18 protein-coding genes and 2 pseudogenes are annotated in these 22,872 nt (G+C 54.3%); 18 read left to right on the top strand and 2 right to left on the bottom strand.

Features of this window, described 5'->3' with window-relative positions:
* Positions 1–63 precede the first annotated feature (63 nt).
* From FHC49_RS06320 to araH, 3 genes are all read left to right on the top strand, one after another.
* Positions 64–1,044, top strand: a complete 981-nt coding sequence (locus FHC49_RS06320) for an arabinose ABC transporter substrate-binding protein (RefSeq protein WP_185669426.1) — start codon at positions 64–66, stop codon at positions 1,042–1,044.
* Between the two features lie 63 nt (positions 1,045–1,107).
* On the top strand, positions 1,108–2,622 hold the full coding sequence (gene araG, locus FHC49_RS06315) for an L-arabinose ABC transporter ATP-binding protein AraG (protein WP_220439283.1): 1,515 nt from the start codon (positions 1,108–1,110) through the stop codon (positions 2,620–2,622).
* Between the two features lie 14 nt (positions 2,623–2,636).
* Complete coding sequence (araH, locus tag FHC49_RS06310; protein ID WP_185669428.1) at positions 2,637–3,617, top strand: arabinose ABC transporter permease AraH; 981 nt, start codon at positions 2,637–2,639, stop codon at positions 3,615–3,617.
* A 99-nt stretch (positions 3,618–3,716) separates the two neighbouring features.
* On the opposite strand, the gene uspC is transcribed toward araH, so the two are convergent.
* On the bottom strand, positions 3,717–4,136 hold the full coding sequence (uspC, locus tag FHC49_RS06305) for a universal stress protein UspC (protein ID WP_220439278.1): 420 nt from the start codon (positions 4,134–4,136) through the stop codon (positions 3,717–3,719).
* Positions 4,137–4,928: 792 nt separating this feature from the next.
* On the opposite strand from uspC, the gene flhD reads away from it, so the two are divergent.
* The 7 genes and pseudogenes from flhD to FHC49_RS24645 all read left to right on the top strand — a co-directional run bounded on the left by flhD (position 4,929) and on the right by FHC49_RS24645 (position 12,313).
* On the top strand, positions 4,929–5,279 hold the full coding sequence (gene flhD / locus FHC49_RS06300) for a flagellar transcriptional regulator FlhD (protein ID WP_220439276.1): 351 nt from the start codon (positions 4,929–4,931) through the stop codon (positions 5,277–5,279).
* Positions 5,276–5,860 (top strand): flagellar transcriptional regulator FlhC, encoded by a 585-nt coding sequence (gene flhC, locus FHC49_RS06295; RefSeq protein ID WP_185667761.1) that lies wholly within the window; start codon positions 5,276–5,278, stop codon positions 5,858–5,860. Before flhD ends, flhC begins: the two co-directional genes overlap by 4 nt.
* Before the next feature lie 123 nt (positions 5,861–5,983).
* Entirely contained in the window at positions 5,984–6,877 is an 894-nt protein-coding gene (motA, locus tag FHC49_RS06290) for a flagellar motor stator protein MotA (protein ID WP_185667544.1), read from the top strand.
* The gene (gene motB / locus FHC49_RS06285; RefSeq protein WP_185667545.1) at positions 6,874–7,800 is read left to right on the top strand and encodes a flagellar motor protein MotB; all 927 of its coding nucleotides are present in this window, start codon (positions 6,874–6,876) and stop codon (positions 7,798–7,800) included. Before motA ends, motB begins: the two co-directional genes overlap by 4 nt.
* Positions 7,801–7,804: 4 nt before the next feature.
* On the top strand, positions 7,805–9,838 hold the full coding sequence (cheA, locus tag FHC49_RS06280) for a chemotaxis protein CheA (protein ID WP_220439274.1): 2,034 nt from the start codon (positions 7,805–7,807) through the stop codon (positions 9,836–9,838).
* 22 nt (positions 9,839–9,860) lie between these two features.
* Positions 9,861–10,364: a chemotaxis protein CheW gene (cheW, locus tag FHC49_RS06275; protein WP_035895231.1), complete on the top strand. Its 504-nt coding sequence runs from the start codon at positions 9,861–9,863 to the stop codon at positions 10,362–10,364.
* 816 nt (positions 10,365–11,180) lie between these two features.
* Positions 11,181–12,313 (top strand): annotated as a pseudogene (locus tag FHC49_RS24645) (porin).
* 191 nt (positions 12,314–12,504) lie between these two features.
* On the opposite strand, the gene FHC49_RS06265 reads toward FHC49_RS24645, so the two are convergent.
* A complete protein-coding gene (locus FHC49_RS06265) occupies positions 12,505–13,767 on the bottom strand; it encodes a dicarboxylate/amino acid:cation symporter (protein ID WP_185667547.1) in 1,263 nt (420 codons plus the stop codon).
* 261 nt (positions 13,768–14,028) lie between these two features.
* Here FHC49_RS06265 and tar point away from each other — a divergent pair.
* From tar to FHC49_RS06225, 8 genes and pseudogenes are all read left to right on the top strand, one after another.
* Positions 14,029–15,684, top strand: a pseudogene (gene tar / locus FHC49_RS06260) (methyl-accepting chemotaxis protein II).
* A 38-nt stretch (positions 15,685–15,722) separates the two neighbouring features.
* On the top strand, positions 15,723–17,327 hold the full coding sequence (locus FHC49_RS06255; RefSeq protein WP_220439273.1) for a methyl-accepting chemotaxis protein: 1,605 nt from the start codon (positions 15,723–15,725) through the stop codon (positions 17,325–17,327).
* A 23-nt stretch (positions 17,328–17,350) separates the two neighbouring features.
* Positions 17,351–18,217: a protein-glutamate O-methyltransferase CheR gene (gene cheR, locus FHC49_RS06250; protein WP_185667550.1), complete on the top strand. Its 867-nt coding sequence runs from the start codon at positions 17,351–17,353 to the stop codon at positions 18,215–18,217.
* Positions 18,214–19,263 carry a chemotaxis response regulator protein-glutamate methylesterase gene (locus tag FHC49_RS06245; protein WP_185667551.1) on the top strand — a complete coding sequence of 350 codons (1,050 nt, stop codon included), beginning with the start codon at positions 18,214–18,216 and terminating at the stop codon, positions 19,261–19,263. Before cheR ends, FHC49_RS06245 begins: the two co-directional genes overlap by 4 nt.
* A gap of 16 nt (positions 19,264–19,279) precedes the next feature.
* Positions 19,280–19,669 carry a chemotaxis response regulator CheY gene (gene cheY, locus FHC49_RS06240; protein ID WP_185667552.1) on the top strand — a complete coding sequence of 130 codons (390 nt, stop codon included), beginning with the start codon at positions 19,280–19,282 and terminating at the stop codon, positions 19,667–19,669.
* A gap of 10 nt (positions 19,670–19,679) precedes the next feature.
* The gene (gene cheZ / locus FHC49_RS06235) at positions 19,680–20,324 is read left to right on the top strand and encodes a protein phosphatase CheZ (RefSeq protein ID WP_220439271.1); all 645 of its coding nucleotides are present in this window, start codon (positions 19,680–19,682) and stop codon (positions 20,322–20,324) included.
* Between the two features lie 589 nt (positions 20,325–20,913).
* Complete coding sequence (locus tag FHC49_RS06230) at positions 20,914–21,453, top strand: helix-turn-helix domain-containing protein (protein WP_370631755.1); 540 nt, start codon at positions 20,914–20,916, stop codon at positions 21,451–21,453.
* A gap of 106 nt (positions 21,454–21,559) precedes the next feature.
* Entirely contained in the window at positions 21,560–22,861 is a 1,302-nt protein-coding gene (locus tag FHC49_RS06225) for an MFS transporter (RefSeq protein WP_220439267.1), read from the top strand.
* Positions 22,862–22,872: the final 11 nt, after the last annotated feature.

Genomic DNA, 22,872 nt, shown 5'->3' with positions numbered 1-22,872 from the left:
GTCTAATTTAAATCACCTATTTGATTTTCCCTACATAAAAGAACATTAAGGCTGGAGTTAACCATGCACAAATTTACCAAAGCGCTGGCGGCCATTGGTCTGGCAGCGGTTATGTCACAATCGGCTATGGCCGAAAATCTCAAGCTCGGTTTTTTAGTGAAGCAACCGGAGGAACCCTGGTTCCAGACGGAATGGAAGTTTGCCGATAAGGCCGGTAAAGACCTCGGCTTTGACGTGATTAAAATTGCCGTGCCGGACGGAGAGAAAACGCTGAATGCGATCGACAGCCTGGCGGCCAGCGGGGCGAAAGGCTTCGTTATCTGTACGCCGGACCCAAAATTGGGGCCAGCCATCGTAGCGAAGGCGCGCGGTTATGACATGAAGGTGATTACCGTCGATGACCAGTTCGTCAATGCCAAAGGCAAACCGATGGAAGATGTGCCGCTGGTGATGATGGCCGCCAGTGAAATCGGCGCGCGTCAGGGGCAGGAACTCTATAAAGAGATGCAAAAGCGCGGCTGGGATGTCAAAACCACCGGCGTGATGGCGATTACCGCCAACGAACTGGATACGGCGCGTCGTCGTACCACCGGCTCAATGGATGCCCTGAAAGCCGCGGGCTTCCCGGAAAAACAGATCTATCAGGTCCCAACCAAATCTAACGATATCCCTGGCGCTTTCGATGCTGGTAACTCCCTGCTGGTACAGCATCCGGAAGTGAAACAGTGGCTGATTATCGGGATGAACGACAACACCGTGCTGGGCGGCGTCCGCGCGACGGAAGGCCAGGGCTTTAAAGCGGCGAACGTCATTGGTATCGGTATTAACGGCGTCGATGCGGTGAACGAACTGTCAAAAGCGCAGGCGACCGGCTTCTTTGGCTCACTGCTGCCAAGCCCGGATATCCACGGCTATAAGACCAGTGAACTGCTCTACAACTGGGTGCAGAAAGGCGCGGAACCACCGAAATTTACCGCGGTGACCGACGTGGTGCTGATTACTCGCGATAACTTCAAAGAAGAGCTGGCGAAAAAAGGTCTCTGAGTCCTGATAGTGCTCCCTTCGCAACGGCGGAGGGAGACGAGTTGTGTCATTGTGGAGGTTGCGATGCAACAGTCGACCCCTTATCTCTCTTTCCGCGGTATCAGTAAGACCTTCCCCGGCGTTAAGGCGCTGTCCGATATTAGCTTCGATTGCTATAGCGGCCAGGTGCATGCGCTGATGGGGGAAAACGGTGCCGGAAAATCGACGCTGCTGAAAATTCTCAGCGGCAACTACGCGCCGACCTCCGGGTCTTTGCTACTGCGTGGAGAAGAGATTTCTTTTGCCGATACCACTGCGGCGCTGAACGCAGGTATCGCCATTATTTACCAGGAACTGCATCTCGTCCCGGAAATGACCGTGGCGGAAAATATCTACCTTGGGCAATTGCCGAGCCGAGGCGGCTTCGTTAATCGCTCACTCTTAAACTATGAAGCGCGTCTGCAGCTGGAGCATCTGGGGCTGGATATTGACCCTGATACCCCGTTGAAATATCTCTCCATCGGCCAGTGGCAGATGGTGGAGATTGCTAAGGCGCTGGCGCGTAACGCCAAGGTTATCGCCTTTGATGAACCCACCAGTTCGCTCTCGGCGCGTGAGATCGACAACCTGTTTCGGGTGATCCGCGAGCTGCGCAAAGAGGGGCGGGTGATCGTCTATGTCTCCCACCGTATGGAGGAGATCTTTGCGCTTAGCGATGCGATAACCGTGTTTAAAGATGGCCGTTATGTTTGCACCTTTGATGATATGCAGACGGTAAGCCACGACCGATTGGTGCAGGCGATGGTCGGGCGCGAAATCGGCGATATCTACGGCTGGCAGCCGCGTGAATATGGCGAAGAGCGCCTGCGTCTTGAGCAGGTTAAAGCGCCGGGCGTGCGTACGCCAATATCGCTGGCGGTACGCAGCGGTGAAATCGTCGGTCTGTTCGGGCTGGTGGGGGCTGGGCGAAGTGAACTGATGAAGGGGATCTTCGGCGGCACCCGCTTGAGCGGCGGGCAGATTTACATTGATGGTCAACCAGTGACGATTGATAAGCCCGCGCAGGCGATTCGCGCCGGGATGATGCTGTGCCCAGAGGACCGTAAAGCCGAAGGGATTATTCCCGTTCATTCGGTGCGCGATAACATCAACATCAGCGCCCGGCGTAAACACATCCATGCTGGCTGCGTTATCAACAATGGCTGGGAAGCGACCAACGCCGATCACCATATTCAATCGCTCAATATCAAAACGCCTGGTGCCCAGCAGCTGATTATGAACCTCTCCGGAGGCAATCAGCAGAAGGCGATCCTGGGGCGTTGGTTATCCGAGGATATGAAGGTCATCCTGCTCGATGAGCCGACGCGCGGTATCGACGTAGGGGCCAAGCATGAAATTTATAACGTGATTTACGCGCTGGCAGCCTCCGGCGTGGCGGTGCTCTTTGCCTCCAGCGACCTGCCGGAAGTATTGGGCGTGGCCGACCGCATCCTGGTGATGCGGGAAGGGGAAATATCCGGGGAGTTGCTGCACGACAGCGCTAATGAACAACAGGCGTTAAGCCTGGCGATGCCTAAAGTCGGTCAGGCGGTTGCCTGAGGAAGGAGGTTACGATGTCATCTGTTACTACACCGGGCGCGCGTCGCACGTCGCTGAGCTTTGGCCGTATCTGGGATCAGTACGGCATGCTGGTGGTCTTTGCCGTGCTGTTTATCTGCTGCGCTATTTTTGTGCCTAACTTTGCCTCATTTATCAACATGAAGGGGCTAGGGCTGGCGATTTCGATGTCGGGTATGGTGGCCTGCGGGATGCTGTTCTGCCTGGCCTCCGGCGACTTTGACCTGTCGGTTGCCTCGGTTATTGCCTGCGCGGGGGTAACCACGGCGGTGGTGATTAATCTCACCGAAAGCCTGTGGATTGGCGTTTTTGCCGGTCTGTTGCTGGGGGCGCTTAGCGGTCTGGTCAACGGTTTTGTGATTGCAAAGCTGAAAATCAACGCGCTGATTACCACTCTTGCCACCATGCAGATAGTGCGTGGCCTGGCCTACATTATCTCAGACGGTAAAGCGGTTGGGATTGAAGACGAGCGCTTTTTTGCCCTCGGCTATGCCAACTGGTTAGGGCTGCCGGCACCGATCTGGTTAACCGTCGGCTGCCTGATTATCTTTGGCCTGCTGCTCAACAAAACCACCTTTGGTCGTAACACGCTGGCGATTGGTGGCAACGAAGAGGCGGCGCGTCTGGCCGGGGTTCCGGTGGTGCGCACCAAGATTATCATCTTTGTGCTTTCCGGTCTGGTGTCGGCTGCTGCGGGGATTATTCTGGCGTCGCGCATGACCAGCGGCCAGCCGATGACCTCAATCGGCTATGAGCTTATCGTTATCTCGGCGTGCGTACTTGGCGGGGTGTCGCTGAAAGGGGGGATTGGTAAGATCTCGTACGTGGTCGCCGGGATCCTGATTCTGGGGACGGTGGAGAACGCCATGAACCTGCTGAACATTTCGCCGTTCTCGCAGTATGTGGTGCGAGGATTGATTCTGCTAGCGGCGGTGATTTTTGACCGCTATAAACAGAAGGCGAAGCGTACCGTCTGATCGTTTGGTGTTTGTCCCGGCGTCGCGTTGCTCGGCCGGGCTACAGATAGGCATTTTGGTAGCCCGGCCGAGCAACGCGACGCCGGGTTTTGCATATTGTTACAGTGTCACTAACAGCACATCCACGCCACTATTTCCCGCAATGGCTTTCGCCGAGCAGGTCGCACGCGAAAAGAAGCTTTGGTTATGGTTCCCACAGATAACCAGGTCAACCTGATGGTTCTTGCAGAACGCTTTGACATGGTCGCACAGTTCACCGGAAGCGATATGTGTTTTCCAGATGGGGTAGTCTGCCGCATCAGTGAGACTTTGCAGAAACGTTCGCGTCTCCTCCTGCATTAGCTCGCGTAAGTTCTCCATCATCGGCGCAGCCAACTGGTTATACATTTCCGGGTCGGTAGACAGCGTCATCAGGCTAATCCGCGCGTTAGCGGGCCTGGCGATGGCGACGGCTTTCCTTAGCAGCTCATGACTCTCTGGGGTAGGCGCAACGGCCACCAAAAGATGTGAGTACGACATCAGACCTCCTTGCTCGAAGAATACGCACGCTTAACCTTCCATCTCTTACTCTTTTTACCGCACCGCTGCAAGCGGAAGACGGAATATTGCTGTCTATAACTTAATCTAATACATAAGCAAGTTTTATGCGAATTATTGGTGGAATTATGCGCAGATTGCATAAGCCACGCTGAATATATTATGTAACCGATAGCGATCTTAAATATTTAATTTTTGCTGAAATGATGTTAATGAAAAGTAAATAACAAGCGAATGAATTTGCTGCGAATGAATCACTGTTTCAATTTGTTGAATTTAAAATGAATTTTATTTATTAAATGAAAGTATGATCTGTGATAATTTTTTCGCATCTGGCTCACGTAAAGTCCTTCCCCCTGGCTGGATGTTAAATTGTTTTGGTGAATGAATATCCGTTAGGCTGGAATAAAATAGCGAATTTTTTGCTTAAATAATGCGCAAAGCACAATCGTGACTGATGGATTACTCCTAAAAATGGGGTTTGATTTTGTGAAGTGGATCATATAAATTTCAAATTAACAGTGAAGTAACATTGTATGTGTCACATCTGGCGAGTAAAGTTGCGTCGAATTAGGAAAAATCTTAGTAAATTGTAAGAAATGTTTAGATTTGTCGGGCCGAGGTTAACGCCCAGACCGACGATCCTGCAGAAAGATTTGCCTAATCGGCTATGCATTTCGACCGATTCATTTTTATCGGGCCTTGCCCGACGACATCACGGGGTATGCGGTTTGACCGCATAAAAGTACTAATTGGTTATTCGGGATGGGGAAAATGCATACATCCGAGTTGCTAAAGCACATCTATGACATCAATTTGTCTTACTTGCTTCTTGCACAGCGTTTGATTGGTCAGGATAAGGCTTCTGCTATGTTCCGTCTTGGTATCAACGAGGCCATGGCAAAAGTTCTGGGTGAACTGACTCTGCCGCAGATGGTGAAAATTGCGGAGACCAACCAGTTAGTTTGCCAGTTTCGTTTTGATGATGCTCAAACCATCACCCGCCTTACGCAAGAATCACGCGTTGACGACCTGCAGCAGATCCATACCGGCATTCTGCTTTCCACCAGACTGCTGAATGAAGCCAGCCAATCAGGCGAACCTGCACGTAAGAAAAGGGCCTGACGATGAGCGAAAAAAGCATTGTTCAGGAAGCCCGCGATATTCAACTCGCCATGGAGTTGATAACGCTGGGCGCCCGTTTGCAGATGCTGGAAAGTGAAACCCAGCTCAGCCGTGGTCGTCTGATTAAACTGTACAAAGAACTGCGCGGCAGCCCGCCCCCAAAAGGAATGCTGCCGTTTTCCACGGACTGGTTTATGACATGGGAACAGAATATTCACTCTTCCATGTTCTGCAATGCCTGGCAGTTTTTACTCAAAAGCGGACAGTGCTCCGGCGTGGATGCCGTGATCAAAGCCTATCGCTTGTACCTCGAACAATGCCCACAGCAGGATAATGGCCCGCTTCTGGCGCTGACCCGCGCGTGGACGTTAGTCCGTTTTGTTGAAAGCGGAATGCTTGAACTCTCCAGCTGTCACTCCTGCGGCGGCAATTTTATTACCCATGCGCACCAGCCAGCGGGCAGCTTTGTTTGCAGCCTTTGCCAGCCACCATCCCGCGCAGTAAAAAGACGTAAACTTTCTGACAATCTTGCCGATAGTAATCCACAACTGCTGGATGAACAGATAGAGCAAGCTGTTTAACCTCACACGGTGTAGAAAACATACTCCAGCAGCGGTCCTAAGGGCCGCTGCTTTTTTTTACCCGTAGGTGAGTGAAATTGCTCGTCTGTCTCCACTCATGGTCAACGGTGGAAGGATGATAACGTGCTTATCTTAATAGGTTACCTGGTTGTTTTGGGGACAGTTTTCGGCGGCTACATGATGACCGGCGGACACCTTGGGGCACTGTATCAACCGGCTGAGCTGATAATTATCGGCGGGGCGGGGGTCGGCGCGTTTATTGTCGGCAACAACGGTAAGGCCATCAAAGGTACGCTTAAGGCGCTGCCGCTGCTGTTTCGTCGCTCGAAATACACCAAAACGATGTATATGGATCTTCTGGCGCTGCTCTACCGGCTGATGGCGAAGTCGCGTCAGCAGGGGATGTTCTCCCTGGAGCGCGATATTGAAAACCCAAAAGAGAGCGAAATTTTTGCCAGCTATCCGCGCATTCTGGCCGATAAGGTGATGCTGGAATTTATCGTCGATTATCTGCGTCTGATCATCAGCGGCAATATGAACACCTTCGAAATTGAAGCACTGATGGACGAAGAGATTGAAACCCATGAAAGCGAATGTGAAGTCCCGGCGAATAGCCTGGCACTGGTGGGCGACTCGCTGCCCGCGTTCGGTATCGTGGCGGCGGTTATGGGCGTGGTTCATGCATTAGGCTCAGCGGACCGCCCGGCGGCGGAGTTGGGGGCGCTGATTGCCCACGCGATGGTCGGTACTTTCCTCGGGATTCTGCTGGCTTACGGCTTTGTTTCGCCGCTGGCCAGCGTGCTGCGCCAAAAGAGCGCGGAAACGACTAAAATGATGCAGTGCGTCAAAATCACGCTACTGTCGAACCTCAACGGCTATGCGCCGCCGATTGCCGTCGAATTTGGCCGCAAAACCCTTTACACCAGCGAACGTCCATCGTTCATCGAACTGGAAGAACACGTCCGTGCGGTGCGTAACCCGGCAGGCCAGCAGCAGACCACCACCGAGGACGCATGAAAAACCAATCGCATCCTATTGTCGTCGTAAAGCGGCGCAAGCATAAGTCGCACGGTAGCGCCCACGGTTCGTGGAAAATTGCCTATGCGGATTTTATGACCGCCATGATGGCCTTCTTTCTGGTGATGTGGCTTATCTCCATTTCCAGCCCGAAAGAGCTTATCCAGATTGCGGAATATTTCCGTACCCCGCTGGCGACGGCGATTACCGGCGGGCCGCGCATGGCAAACAGCGATAGCCCGATCCCCGGCGGCGGTGATGACGTCACCCAGCAGCAGGGTGAGGTGCAAAAACAGCCCAATATTGACGATCTGAAAAAACGGATGGAGACCAACCGTCTCAAGCGTATTCGCGGCGAGCTGGACCAGTTGATTGAGGCCGATCCGAAACTGCGCGCGCTGCGTCCGCATCTGAAAATCGATCTGGTGCAGGAAGGGCTGCGTATTCAGATTATCGACAGCCAGAACCGCCCGATGTTTAAAACCGGCAGTGCTGAAGTGGAGCCGTACATGCGCGATATTCTGCGCGCTATCGCTCCGGTGCTGAATGAAATTCCTAACAAAGTCAGCCTCTCCGGCCATACGGATGATTATCCGTATGCCTCCGGTGAACGGGGCTACAGCAACTGGGAGCTGTCGGCGGACCGCGCCAACGCCTCGCGTCGCGAACTGGTCGCTGGCGGGCTGGACGACGGCAAAGTATTGCGCGTTATCGGGATGTCTAACTCGATGCGCTTGTCAGAGCACGGCGGCAACGATGCGATCAACCGTCGCATCAGCCTGCTGGTGCTGAATAACCAGGCTGAGCAGGCCATTCTCCATGAGAATGCCGAGAGCCAGAATGAACCTTTAAGCGTATTACAGTCGCCGAATACCGCTTCAGACGCGGCAGGTACTACGCCGCCCCAACCCGACTCGAGGTGATAGCGTGAGCATGGATATCAGCGATTTTTATCAGACATTTTTTGATGAGGCCGACGAACTACTGGCCGATATGGAACAGCATCTGCTGAACCTGGTGGTGGACGACCCTGATGCTGAACAGCTGAATGCTATTTTCCGCGCCGCGCACTCGATCAAGGGCGGGGCGGGAACCTTCGGCTTCACCGTGCTGCAGGAAACGACGCACCTGATGGAGAACCTGCTGGACGATGCTCGTCGCGGGGAAATGCAGCTCAGCACCGATATTATCAACCTGTTTTTGGAAACCAAAGATATTATGCAGGAACAGCTCGACGCCTATAAAAGCTCCACCGAACCGGACGCTGCCAGCTTCGAATATATCTGCAATGCGCTGCGTCAGTTGGCGCTGGAAGCAAAAGGTGAAAGCGTCCCACCTGTGGCGGGTAGCGCACGCTTAAGCGTGGTGGATAACGCTGTGCAGCAGGCAGAATCAGCGACGCCTGCCGATGCCAGCGCAACGGCCGGTAAAAAGCAGATTACGCTCTCACGCCTGAAGGCGGGCGAGCCGGATATGCTGGAAGAGGAGCTGAGTAATCTGGCGACGTTAAGCCAGGTCACTAAAACCGCCGACAGCCTGAGTGCGGTGATTGACGATAGCGTGGATGAGGACGATCTCGTCGCCGTGCTGTGCTTTGTCATTGAAGCCGATCAGATCGATTTCTCGGCCGCGCCAGCTGCGGTTGAAGAGGTGGCTGAAGAGGTGGTTGAAGAACCGCAAGCCCCAGTTGAAGTGGCGGTTGCTGCACCCGTTGCCGTTGCAAGCCCTGCCGCACCGCGCGCTGAGCGAGAAAAACCGGCGGCCCGCAGCAGCGAGTCCACCAGTATTCGCGTGGCGGTAGAGAAGGTCGATCAGTTGATTAACCTGGTGGGTGAACTGGTTATCACCCAGTCGATGCTGGCACAGCGCTCCAATGCGCTCGACCCGGTATCGCACGGTGACCTGATTACCAGCATGGGCCAGCTGCAGCGCAACGCGCGCGACCTCCAGGAATCGGTGATGTCGATTCGTATGATGCCGATGGAGTACGTTTTCAGCCGCTTCCCGCGTCTGGTTCGCGACCTCGCGGGCAAGCTTGGCAAGCAGGTCGAACTGACGCTGATGGGCAGCTCGACCGAACTGGATAAGAGCCTGATTGAACGCATTATCGACCCGTTAACGCACCTCGTGCGCAACAGCCTTGACCACGGCATCGAACTGCCGGAAACGCGTCTGGCGGCAGGTAAATCAGCGGTGGGTAACCTGATTTTGTCTGCTGAACATCAGGGCGGCAATATCTGTATCGAAGTAACCGACGACGGTGCAGGGCTGAACCGCGAGCGCATTCTGGCGAAGGCGATGTCGCAGGGAATGGCGGTAAATGAAAGCATGACCGACGAAGAGGTTGGCATGCTGATCTTTGCGCCGGGCTTCTCCACCGCCGAGCAGGTGACCGATGTCTCCGGGCGCGGCGTGGGTATGGACGTGGTGAAACGGAACATCCAGGAGATGGGCGGCCACGTTGAGATCCAGTCGAAACAGGGCACCGGAACGACTATCCGCATTCTGCTGCCGCTGACGCTGGCGATACTCGATGGCATGTCGGTTAAGGTCAGCGAAGAGGTCTTTATTCTGCCGCTCAACGCGGTGATGGAGTCGCTGCAGCCGCGTGAAGAAGATCTGCATCCGCTGGCGGGGGGCGAGCGCGTGCTGGAAGTGCGCGGCGAATATCTGCCGCTGGTCGAACTGTGGAAAGCCTTCGACGTGCAGGGCGCCAAAACCGAAGCCACGCAGGGGATTGTCGTTATCCTGCAAAGCGCCGGACGCCGCTACGCGCTGCTGGTGGATCAGTTGATTGGCCAGCATCAGGTGGTGGTGAAGAACCTTGAAAGCAACTACCGCAAAGTGCCGGGGATCTCGGCGGCCACCATTCTTGGCGACGGTAGCGTCGCGCTGATTGTCGATGTCTCTGCACTGCAGGGGCTCAACCGTGAAAAACGTCTGGCGAGCACCGCCGCCTGATACGCAGAAAAAAGGGAACAACATGACCGGTATGACGAATGTAACAAAGCTGGCGGGTGAACCGACTGGGCAAGAATTCCTGGTATTTACGCTGGGCAATGAAGAGTACGGCATCGATATTCTGAAGGTGCAGGAGATCCGCGGTTACGATCAGGTGACGCGCATCGCCAACACCCCGGCCTTTATTAAAGGCGTGACCAACCTGCGCGGCGTGATTGTGCCGATTGTTGACCTGCGCGTGAAGTTTAGCCAGGAAGACGTGGAGTACAACGACAACACGGTGGTGATTGTCCTGAACCTCGGTCAGCGCGTGGTGGGGATTGTGGTTGACGGCGTTTCCGATGTGCTGTCGCTGGCGGCGGAACAGATTCGTCCGGCGCCGGAGTTTGCCGTCACCCTCTCAACGGAGTACCTGACCGGGCTTGGCGCGCTGGGTGACCGTATGCTGATTCTGGTGAACATTGAGAAGCTGCTCAACAGCGAAGAGATGGCGCTGCTGGACAGCGCTGCAAGCCACGCGGCTTGATAGCGATTAACAGGGTTCATCGCTATAACACGATGAACCCTGTTTTAAATGTGAAGCACCGCAATATTTTAAATGGCCGACATCAATATTTAAAAACTGTGCACTTAATACATTCCTGACCCTCAATTCTTGATAAGCCACGCTTTATTTTTATTACCATATTGGTTAGCCATTAAATATAATTATTTAAGTTGTGAATGACATATTTAAATCAATAATCCCCGTATATATTTAATGTATTTTTCTTTGTGGTAACTTTATCGCGATTCCCTCGGTGGTCGATAAGTAATAATCTAAAATGACGATAGATTAGTCTGCTATGATATTTTTATGTTAAAAATGGCGGTGTTTGTTGTATCTATTATTATTTTTAAATGTTTGTTAAATATAAATGAATGGTTTCTTGTTTATATTCTGAAATGTTTACATCAATATTTGCAGTAAAATCTTAATAAATTGAATTACTAATTCATTAATTTGTAAAATCATCGACATAATGTGATGGGTCGAAAGAAAATGATTCTTAGTGATCGTCATCTTATTTTTTATTATTTCGCATAGAAAATAGAATCCCGCTGCAATTAATATTTTGGTCGTGGAGAGAAAACTTTCTTTCCCATTATTAAATTCAAAAGTGGCAAAAACATAATCTTAAATATTGATTAAGGGATTTCTATGCGCGTAAAAACTGTAATGATTAAACCCTCTATTATCGCTCTGGCCATTACCGCAGCGGTAGGTGCTCCAGCTTATGCGCTGGCTGCCAGCGGCGACTTCGCCTCGCCGGCCTATACGGCAACGCAGACTAAAGGTGAGATGGTTTATCAGGGCGATGACACGGCAATTTCTATTATGGGTTCCGTTCGTCTGTACGCCAAAGACGATTCCGCGCATAGCGTAGAACATAATATCCAGAACAACGACTCACGTCTTGGCGTGGCGCTGCGGCAGAAAATTAACGACAAAGGCTATTACGCCGTTGGGTATTACGAAACCGGGATGCACGGCCTGGATTCCGCCACGGACGATCAGGGCAACGATGTTTATACCCGACAGGCCTATGCGGGCCTCGGCAATGAAGAATACGGCGTGGTGACCTTCGGTAAACAATATGCGCCAACCGACTGGGGTTTGGGGATTGATACCACTTACGCCTATGGCGGTAAGGCAAAACACGACACCGCCGGGATGTCGACCGATATCGTTAACTCGGCGGCCATTTATTATTACAACACTAAAGCGTTTACCGTGGGTGTGATGGGGCAGGGCAACGACGACGTTGATAAAATTGGCTTCGGCAGCGGCTATGGTGACGGCCCGGATATGCACGACGCCTATCATGACGGCTCGGCAACCGTTCACGGCGGCGGCGCGCTGGCGGCGCAGTATCGCTTCGATAACGGCTTCTCTATTCCGGCGCGGCGGCGTACAACAACTATACGGTGAATCAGGGGACGGAAACGGTCAACGAAGATTACAGCACCACGGGCGGTACCGTACCGGTCACCTATGTCACCGGCCCATCCTATGACGGTAATACCTATTCTATGGGGATGAATGCCAAATACACCGCCAACTTCGATGGCTTCACCTGGTATAACGCTGCCCAGGCGACCTACTACATCAATAAGGTGGATGACGTTAACGCGGCGACCAGCGGTACCAGCAACGCCACCGATGACCAGGAAACGATTCTCGGTCTGGAATACGCCTCCCAGTTCAAAATAACCCCGGAATGGAGCGTATACGCCAACTTCGACTGGAGTGAGGGCGGCGACGCGATGGACGGCCAGCATTTCCAGTCCACCACCCTGGGTACGGATTACTGGTTAGGCAAAAACGCCGTGACCTATATCGAGTACGGCTATGAGAAAGCCAGCGGCAATACAGACGAGTCGTACAACGTCTCCGATCACCTTGCTGCCGTGGGTCTGCGTATCTTTATCTAAACCGCGTTTTACCCCGTCTCCGGCCAGTGAGGCGGGCTGTTTTTTTCATTGCGCTTGAGTATTGCTTTTCGGTCGTCAGGGGAGGGGAGTTGGCTTCGGGGCGACGGTGAAAGGTTTTTTGATGGATTTAGCCAGACCCTGGGGTCTGGCTTTTGTTTGTGGGCGAAGCGCCGCCGGGAACGGCTCAACCCTTACATATTCTGCTGCACAACCTCTGGCTCAATTTCTTCGAGCTGACCTTCGTTCTGCGACAGCATCGCCGTCGCCACGCCGTTACCCAGCACGTTGATAGCCGAACGTCCCATATCGAGGAAGTGGTCAATACCCATCAGCAGCAGGATGCCCGCCACCGGAATGTTGAAGCTAGGAATGGTCGCCGCCAGTACTACCAGCGCAGAGCGCGGTACGCCGGCGATACCTTTAGAAGCCAGCATCAGCGTCAGCATCAGTACGGCAATCTCAGAGAAGCTTAGGTGGATGTTGTACGCCTGGGCGATAAACATTGAGGCGAATGAGCAGTACACCATCGAACCGACCAGGTTAAACGAATAACCAATTGGCAGAACGAACGACACGATATTGCGAGAGCAGCCGAATTTGGTCAGCTGTTCCAGGGTTTTCGGGTAGGCCGCTTCGGAGCTGCTGGTGGTGAATGCCACCAGCACCGGATCTTTCAGCATGCTCAGCAGACGGAAAACGTCTTTCTTCAGCACCATATAGCCGAGCGCCACCAGCACGCAGCAGGTCAGCAGAATCGCCACATAGTAGCCGCCGATGAACGATGCATAGTTAAGCAGAATGCCCAGACCTTCAGTGGCGATTACCGAAGAGATAGCGGCGAAGATGGCCAGAGGTGCTACGTACATCACGTAGCCGGTCACCTTCAGCATAATATGGGAAACCACGTCCAGTGCGGCAACCAACGGGGCATTGAACTTCTGACCCAGCGACGCGCCGCCGATACCGAAGAACATCGAGAAGACCACAATCTGCAGAATTTCGTTATCCGCCATGGCACCGACGATGCTGGTCGGAATGGTATGGGAAAGGAAGCCCTTCAGGCTCATACCGCCTACCGCCAGACCGGTTTCCACCGCGTCTTTTGGCACGGACAAATTCAGGCCACTGCCCGGATGCTGCAGGGTCACGATAAACAGACCCACCAGAATAGACAGCACCGAAGAGCTGATAAACCAGACCATCGCTTTACCGCCCACGCGGCCGATAGTGGAGGTTTCGCCGAGCTTCATGATCCCGACCGTCAGAGTACTAAAGACCAGCGGTGCGATAACCATTTTGATTAGTCGCAGGAATATATCGGTAAGCAGAGTGATGTTACTGGACCAGACTTGAATCGTTGTTGCGGATGCATAGGAATGGATCATTGCGCCGGTCAGAATGCCTGCCAGCATGAAAATCACGATAAAAACCGTGAGTTTATTTGCGTTTGCCACGAAAAATTACCCCGTCAGATTACAAAAATGTCGTGCGATGAAAAATGCTTTTTTAGTTATGTAATGTCATTAATCATTCACCACATAAATTGTATGAAAATGAGGTGATTTACAACTTTTTTTTATATCTTATAAAAAGCGTTGTTATTCAGTGACTCGCATCAGCCCCGTTTTGCCCCCGCGATTTTTACCCACCCACCGCATAAAGTTTCTTTTTGGGATGCCGATAACAGCCGTAACAAGTCATAGAGAAGGTGCTGTATGTTAAACCGTATCCGCGTTGTCACGCTGCTGATGTTGGTGCTGGTCGTCTTCGCACTTTTGCAGTTAGTCTCCGGGGGCTTTCTGTTCTCCTCGTTGCATCAAAACCAACAAAGCTTTGCGCTATCTAATACGCTTCGAACCCAACAAACCGAGCTCACGAAATCGTGGGATCTTTTACTGCAAACGCGTATCAACCTCAGCCGCTCTTCGGCGCGGATGATGATGGATGCGGCCAATCAGCAGAGCAGCGCCAAAACTGAACTGCTGAAAAACGCGCGAACCACGCTGGAGCAAGCTGCCGGCCACTTTGCGCGTTTTAGCGAAACCCCTGCGCTGCCGGCAATGAGCGATGCCAGCCAGCAGGTGGCCAAAACCTATCAACATTATTATGCCGCGCTACAGGAGCTGGTCGGCTTCCTGGAAGCGGGCAATATGGATGCCTATTTCGCTCAACCGACCCAGGGTATGCAGAACGCGCTGGGTGAAGCGATGACCCAATATGCCAGCCAAAGCGAAGCGCTCTATCAGAACGCCTTTACCACCAGTAGCCGCGACTATCAGATAGCCCGCTGGCAGCTGCTGGTGCTGGCGGTAGTGCTGGTCGTGGTGATGGTCGGTGCCTGGTTTGGCATTCGCGCCATTCTGCTGAAACCGCTGGCATCGGTGATGGGCCATATCCGCCATATCGCGGCGGGCGACCTGACCCCAACGCTTTCGCTTCGCGGGCGCAACGAAATCACTGAACTAGCCGACACCGTGAATCACATGCAGGCCTCGCTGATTGATACCGTGACGCACGTTCGTTCGGGGGCTGAAGCGATTTACCACGGCACCAGCGAGATTGCGGCGGGAAATAACGATCTCTCGGCGCGCACCGAACAACAGTCGGCTTCGCTCGAAGAGACGGCGGCCAGCATGGAACAGCTGACGGCAACCGTGAAGCAGAATGCCGAAAACGCCCGTCAGGCATCGCATCTGGCACAAAGCGCCTCTGAAACCGCCCAGCGCGGCGGCAACGTGGTGAACGGTGTGGTGAACACCATGCATGAAATCGCCGCCAGCTCGCAGAAAATCTCCGATATTACCGGCGTTATCGACGGTATTGCCTTCCAGACCAACATCCTGGCGCTGAACGCTGCCGTTGAAGCGGCGCGCGCCGGCGAGCAGGGGCGTGGTTTTGCGGTGGTGGCTGGCGAGGTGCGCAATCTGGCAAGCCGCAGCGCGCAGGCGGCAAAAGAGATCAAAGCATTAATTTAAGATTCCGTCTCACGGGTCGATACCGGTTCTGTGCTGGTAGAAAGCGCGGGCGAAACCATGACCGATATCGTCAATGCGGTTACCCGTGTGACCGATATTATGGGCGAAATCGCCTCGGCTTCCGATGAACAGAGCCGCGGGATCGACCAGGTGGCGATTGCCGTCGCAGAAATGGACAGCGTCACCCAACAAAACGCCGCGCTGGTGGAAGAGTCGGCAACGGCCGCCGCCGCGCTGGAAGACCAGGCTGAGCGTCTGAATCAAGCCGTTGCGGCTTTCCGCCTTAACGTCGCGTCCGCACAGCATGCAACAAAAACTACCCCGGCCCCGATAGCGGCGAAACGCCTCGCGTCGAGTGGCGAACGGGCTGCCGACAGTAACTGGGAAACCTTTTAATTTTATCCGCGGTCTTTGCCGCCTTTAGGAGTGTGGTGATGCTTTATCGTATTCGAATCTCTACCACGTTGTTTCTGATTTTGATTCTCTGCGGCATTTTGCAGATTGGCAGTAACGGACTCTCTTTTTGGGCTTTTCGCGATGGGCAAAGCAATATTAATCAGATAGACCAGAGCAGCCAGCAGTTGAACACCTTGACCGAGTCACGCGCGGCGATGCTGCAGGCCAGCACCATGCTCAACAAGGCCGGTACGCTGACCGCGCTGAGCTATCCGCCGGATGAAGTGCGCAGCATTGTCGGTGATGTGAAGCAGAATTTGTCACAGGCAGACGCGCTGTTTCAGGGGTTCATGGCGCTGCCGTTGATGGGTGAACACGACAAAGAACTGCAGGCGCAGACGGCGAAAACCTTCACCGCCTGGCATGAAATGTTAGCCCATCAGACGGCCTGGCTTGAGAACAACCAGCTGGCAGAGTTTGTGGCGGCACCGGTACAAAAATCGCAGGACCAGTTTGATAACGACTACGAAAGCTGGCGCAAAAATATCGAGAACTACGTGGCTTCCGCTGAACGCGAAAGTCAGAGCGACTACCAGCGTTCGACCATCACCTTTATTGGCATGGTGATTATTTCGGTACTGATCACCGTCGGCGCGCTGTGGTGGGTTCGCCATATGGTGGTTAAGCCAATGGAGATCATCAGCCGTCACTTTGACAACATTGCCCACGGCAATCTGGCGCGGCCGATTTCCGTCTACGGCAAAAACGAAATTAGCGCCATCTTCGCCGGTCTGAAAACCATGCAGCAATCGCTGCGCGACACCGTCGGACAGGTGCGGGAAGGCAGCTATGCGATGCATACCGGGATTTCGGAAATTGCCGCAGGCAACAACGATCTCTCTTCACGTACTGAACAGCAGGCCGCTTCGCTGGCGCAAACGGCAGCCAGCATGGAGCAGCTGACTGCCACCGTTAGCCAGAACGCCGATAACGCCCGTCAGGCTTCTAACCTGGCGCACGGCGCGGCGGATACAGCAAAACGCGGCGGCGAGCAGGCTTCTCATGTGGCTCGCACTATGCACAACATCGCCACCAGTTCACGCAAGATAAGCGACATTATCAGCGTAATTGACGGTATTGCTTTCCAGACCAACATTCTGGCGCTGAACGCCGCGGTGGAAGCCGCGCGTGCGGGCGAGCAGGGACGTGGGTTCGCGGTGGTGGCAGGGGAAGTCCGTAACCTGGCCAGCCGCAGCGCGCAGGCGGCGAAAGAGATCAAAGGGCTGATTGAAGAGTCGGTGGCCCGCGTGCAGGAAGGGTCGGCGCTGGTGGAAACCTCCGCCAATACCATGACCGAGATTGTGCAGTCGGTCACCCGCGTGAACGACATTATGGGTGAAATTGCCTCCGCCTCGGACGAACAGCGTCGCGGTATTGAGCAGGTTGCGCAGGCGGTGACGCAGATGGACCAGGTCACCCAGCAGAACGCCTCGCTGGTTGAAGAGGGCGCGGCGGCGACGCAGCAGCTTGCCGACCAGGCCGACCGCTTAACCAACGTGGTATCGGTATTTGCCCTGGAAGAAGTGAAAGCGGCGGCCCCGCGCGAGAGCGAAGAGCTGACCGCGGTACCCGCAGTTTCCTGAATGATGTGATGTAAGAAGGCGCTATGACTGTATCTCTGCCAAATGGGCAATCGCAATTATTGAGTCAACTGACACAGCGCCTGACGCTTACCGACGGTCAATTCCGTCGGATCTGTCAACTGATCTACCAGCGCGCCGGTATCGTGCTGGCCGATCACAAGCGTGACATGGTTTACAACCGCCTGGTGCGACGTTTACGTACGCTGAACCTCGACGATTTTGGTCACTACCTCAGTCTGCTGGAGGCCAACGGCGACAGCCCGGAGTGGCAGGCGTTTATTAACTCGTTGACCACCAACCTGACGGCGTTTTTCCGTGAGGCGCACCACTTTCCGACGCTGGCGGAGCACGCCGCGCGTCGGCAGGGGGAATACCGGGTGTGGAGCGCGGCGGCCTCGACCGGGGAAGAACCTTACTCCATCGCGATTACCCTCGCCGACACGCTGGGGACCGCGCCGGGGCGCTGGAAGGTCTATGCCAGCGACATCGATACCGAAGTGCTGGAAAAGGCGCAGAGCGGCATTTACCGCATGGACGAGCTGAAAACGCTCTCCCAGCAGCAGCTTCAGCGCTATTTCATGCGCGGAACCGGGCCGCATTCAGGTCTGGTGCGTGTGCGTGCCGAACTGGCGAACTACGTGGATTTCTCCACGCTGAATTTGCTGAATGCTCACTACCAGGTGCCGGGGCCATTTGATGCGATCTTCTGTCGCAACGTGATGATCTATTTCGATAAGACCACGCAGCAGGAGATCCTCAAACGCTTTGTGCCGCTGCTGAAACCGGACGGCCTGCTGTTTGCCGGGCATTCGGAAAACTTCAGCCATCTGGCCCGTGAGTTCAGCCTGCGCGGACAAACGGTCTATGCGTTAAGTAAGGGAAGAACATGAAAAAAATAAGGGTCCTCTCCGTGGATGATTCGGCGCTGATGCGGCAGATCATGACGGAAATCATCAACGAACATGACGATATGGAGATGGTGGCCACCGCGCCGGATCCGTTGGTTGCTCGCGACCTGATAAAAAAATTTAATCCTGACGTACTGACGCTGGACGTCGAAATGCCGCGCATGGACGGCCTCGATTTTCTTGAAAAGCTGATGCGCCTGCGCCCGATGCCGGTGGTGATGGTGTCATCACTGACCGGAAAAGGCTCGGAAGTCACGCTGCGCGCGCTGGAGTTGGGGGCGGTGGACTTTGTCACTAAACCGCAGCTCGGGATTCGCGAAGGGATGCTGGCCTACAGCGAAACCATCGCTGAGAAAGTGCGTGCCGCATCGCGTGCGCGCGTTAGCGCCCACAAGCCTATGCCCGCACCGGTGGCGCTCAAAGCAGGCCCGCTGCTCAGCTCCGAGAAACTGATTGCCATTGGCGCGTCGACCGGCGGCACCGAGGCGATTCGTCACGTGCTTCAGCCGCTGCCGCTCTCCAGCCCCGCGCTGCTGATAACCCAGCATATGCCACCGGGCTTTACCCGTTCGTTTGCCGAGCGGCTCAACAAGCTCTGCCAGATAACGGTGAAAGAGGCGGAAGACGGTGAGCGCGTGCTGCCGGGCCATGCCTATATTGCGCCGGGCGATAAACATATGGAGCTCGCGCGTAGCGGGGCTAACTATCAAATCAAAATTCACGACGGGCCGCCGGTTAATCGCCATCGCCCGTCGGTTGATGTGCTGTTTCATTCGGTTGCGAAGCACGCGGGGCGCAATGCCGTGGGGGTGATCCTCACTGGTATGGGCAACGATGGTGCGGCCGGGATGCACGCGATGTATCAGGCGGGAGCCTGGACCATCGCGCAGAATGAAGCCAGTTGTGTGGTGTTCGGCATGCCGCGTGAGGCCATCAATACCGGTGGCGTCAGCGAAGTGGTCGATCTTAGCCAGGTAAGCCAGCAGATGCTGGCAAAAATCAGTGCCGGACAGGCAATACGTATTTGATCAGGAGAATTATTTTATGGCGGATAAAGAGCTTAAGTTTTTGGTTGTGGATGACTTTTCCACCATGCGTCGCATCGTGCGCAACCTGTTAAAAGAGCTGGGATTTAACAACGTTGAAGAAGCAGAAGACGGCGTAGATGCGATGAACAAATTGCAGACCGGCGGTTTTGGCTTTGTGATCTCCGACTGGAACATGCCAAACATGGACGGCCTGGAGCTGCTGAAAACGATTCGCGCTAACGGCGCTATGGCAGCGATGCCGGTGCTGATGGTGACGGCGGAAGCGAAGAAAGAGAACATTATTGCCGCCGCACAGGCTGGGGCCAGCGGATACGTGGTGAAGCCATTCACCGCGGCGACCCTGGAAGAAAAATTGAACAAAATCTTCGAGAAACTGGGCATGTAAGGTGACGAACATGATGCAATCTTCCATCAAGCCCGGCGATGAACACTCCGCCGCGGATATTATTAGCCGCATTGGCAATCTGACCCGTATGCTGCGCGATAGCCTGCGCGAGCTGGGGCTGGATCAGGCCATTGCGGAAGCGGCGGAGGCGATACCCGATGCCCGAGATCGCCTCGACTACGTGGTGCAGATGACCGCGCAGGCGGCGGAACGCGCGCTCAACAGCGTGGAGGCTTCGCAGCCGCATCAGGATGAAATGGAGAAGGGTGCAAAAGCGCTGACCCAGCGCTGGGACGCCTGGTTTGAGAATCCGATTGAGCTTGCCGACGCTCGCGAACTGGTGACCGATACCCGCAAGTACCTTGGCGACGTGCCGGGGCACACCAGCTTTACCAACGCGCAGCTGCTGGAAATCATGATGGCGCAGGATTTCCAGGACCTGACCGGTCAGGTTATCAAGCGTATGATGGACGTGATTCAGGAAATTGAACGCCAGCTGCTGATGGTGCTGCTGGAAAACATTCCCGAACAAGGCGCTCGCCAGAAACGCGAAAACGACAGTCTGCTCAACGGCCCTCAGGTTGATACCTCCAAAGCGGGCGTGGTGGCCAGCCAGGATCAGGTCGACGACCTGCTGGACAGCCTCGGCTTCTAAAGTCACGCCCCCGGCGTCGCGATGCTCGGCCGGGCTACCTTCAAAACGTAGCCCGGCCGAGGCGGTTACGCCGACGCCGGGGTAAACCCCTCTGCATTTCCCGAAAATGAAACCAACATCACGTTGGCTTACGCCTGAGTGCCACCCCGTTATATAGACTTGTCATAATTATTGCGCTTAAATAGTTATCAATGAGACCTGCAACAATATTTATTTTTCAATCCTTGCTATTAATTAAGGTCGGAATGTTATTGCCCAAATAAACTCGGGAGTGCGCATGCGAATATTACGCGACAGTGACTTTTTTCACTCGGAACAACATGCATTTTGCCTGTTCACTATGAATAACCAGTTAATGGAAGGCGTACATGGGCATGAGTTTGATGAGCTGGTTATTGTCCGGGATGGCAGCGGGTTTCATATTGTTAATGATATTGTCCACTTTATTTGTAAGGGTGATTTCTTTCTCGTTACAAAGAATGATACTCACAGCTACGTTTCCACTAATCACCTTTCGGTGATTAATATATTAATTCGCAGAAATCATAATTTTCATTTTTTACAGAATATCGACGCTTTGCTGCAGTGCGTGAAAACACAGTTGCAGTCGCGCAAGGACCGCACGCTAACGCCGAGTGAACTGGCAACTATCGAAGGCTGGAGCGAACAGATCATCGCGCGTAACGAGCACGACTACGACGCGCTCTATTTTTCGCAGTGCGAAGCGGCATTTCTCAACGTGATCAACACGCTGTGCCTATGTGGCCGTCAGGGAGAGACGCTTAGCATCGAGGAAAAAGGACGCGCAAGCCTTATCAAAACGCTGAAATCCAACAGCCTGCGACAGCTAGACTGGAGCGCGCTTAGCGATGATAACGGCGTCGCACGGCGTACGATGTTCCGCTTTATCAAACGCATTACCGGCTATACCCCGGTGAAATTTCAGATGCTGTTTCGGGTGCTCAAAGCCCAGGAACTGCTACGCACGACCGATAAAACCGTCAGCGAAATAGCTGCCCGCTGCGGCTTTATGAACGCCATTAGATTAACTGAATCATACAAACGCTATTTTAATTATTCACCCACCCATGAACGGGAACTGCATTCACGGGTGTTAACGCAGATCTGATTTTCGGCTAATAACAATAAAACGACAGCAATTTTATCTCAACAATCGCGGTGAGAGGGGATTCTGCACCCGTCTCCTTTCATCTCACAGCATTAAGGGATAGGTTATGGCAAAAAATAGCACACCCGGCCCCTGGTATATCGGGGTGGTGTCAGGAATGGCATCGTATATTGATTCTGCCGCCATTGTTTCTAATGGCACCGCACTGGTTATTTATCAAAAAACCATCGGCATTACCGCGCTGGAAATTGGTATTTTATCCGGCCTGTTAACCCTCTGTATCGCCGCCGGAGCATTCTGCGGTGGCCGCCTTGGTGATCGTATTGGGCGGCGTAATGTCTTTATTATCACGATGGCGATGATCGTTATCGGCACGCTGGCGCTGGCGTTTGGTGCGAGCTTCCACTTCCTGTTGGTTGGGACGTTGCTGGTGGGGTTGGCTACCGGGGCCGATTTACCGGTGTCGCTGGCGACCATTTCTGAAGCGGCAAACGATGACAACCGCGGCAAAATTATCGGCCTGTCGAACCTGCTGTGGCTGGTGGGGATTGGCGCGACGATGGGCATCTCAGCGGTCGTTGGCGACTGGGGACGAATTGGCGCGCAAATCATGTATATGCACGTCGGACTGGTGGCGGCAGTGCTGCTCATCCTACGCTGGTCGATACCTGAATCGCCGCTGTGGCTTGCCGCTCGCGACGAGCAGCGCCGGGGCGTGGCGACCGTCCGCGCGCAGAAAAACGGCTGGCGTGACCTGCTGGACAGCAAATATCTGTGGCCGTTTCTCTCCCTGTGCGCCTTTTACACCTTCACCAATCTGGCGGCCAATACCGGCGGGCAGTTTGGCACCTTTGTCGCCGTCAACGTGGTGGGCATTTCTGTTAGCACTAACTCGCTCTGGGGGTTGTTGATCCTGCCGGTGAGCGTCGCCTCAGGACTGCTGTTTATGCGCATTGTCGATACCTCAAAGCGCATTCCCTTTTTCATCTTTGGCGCGGTGATGATGTCCGGCGGCTACTTTGTGCCGGTGCTGCTGAATTTCTCGCCGCTCTCATGGTTCTGCTGCCTGCTGTTTACCAATATCGGCACCGGCTTTGCCTTTGAAGGGATCATGAAAGTGTGGGCTCAGGAGTCGTTCCCGACCATGCTGCGCGCCACCGCCCAGGGGGTGATCGTCGGCGTGGCCCGCTTGACCTGCGGCCTGCTGGCCTTCGTCACGCCGGTGCTGCTGAGCGCCGGGCCGACGGTGCTCTACTGCCTGCTGACGGCGATTGTGGTCGTCGGCATGGTCATAGGCTGGCTGTGCTTCCACGGCAAGCAGCGCAATGAATTTAATGCAGAAACGGAAATGGTTGCGGCGGCGGATACGCGGACTGCGGCACACGACACGATGCGGGTGAAAGCCTGAACACGACGTTA

This window comes from Kluyvera sp. EC_51 (assembly GCF_019584505.1).
GTDB lineage: Bacteria > Pseudomonadota > Gammaproteobacteria > Enterobacterales > Enterobacteriaceae > Kluyvera > Kluyvera sichuanensis.
Note: the sequence above shows the minus strand (reverse complement) of the source record. Positions and strands in the feature narration are given on the sequence as shown.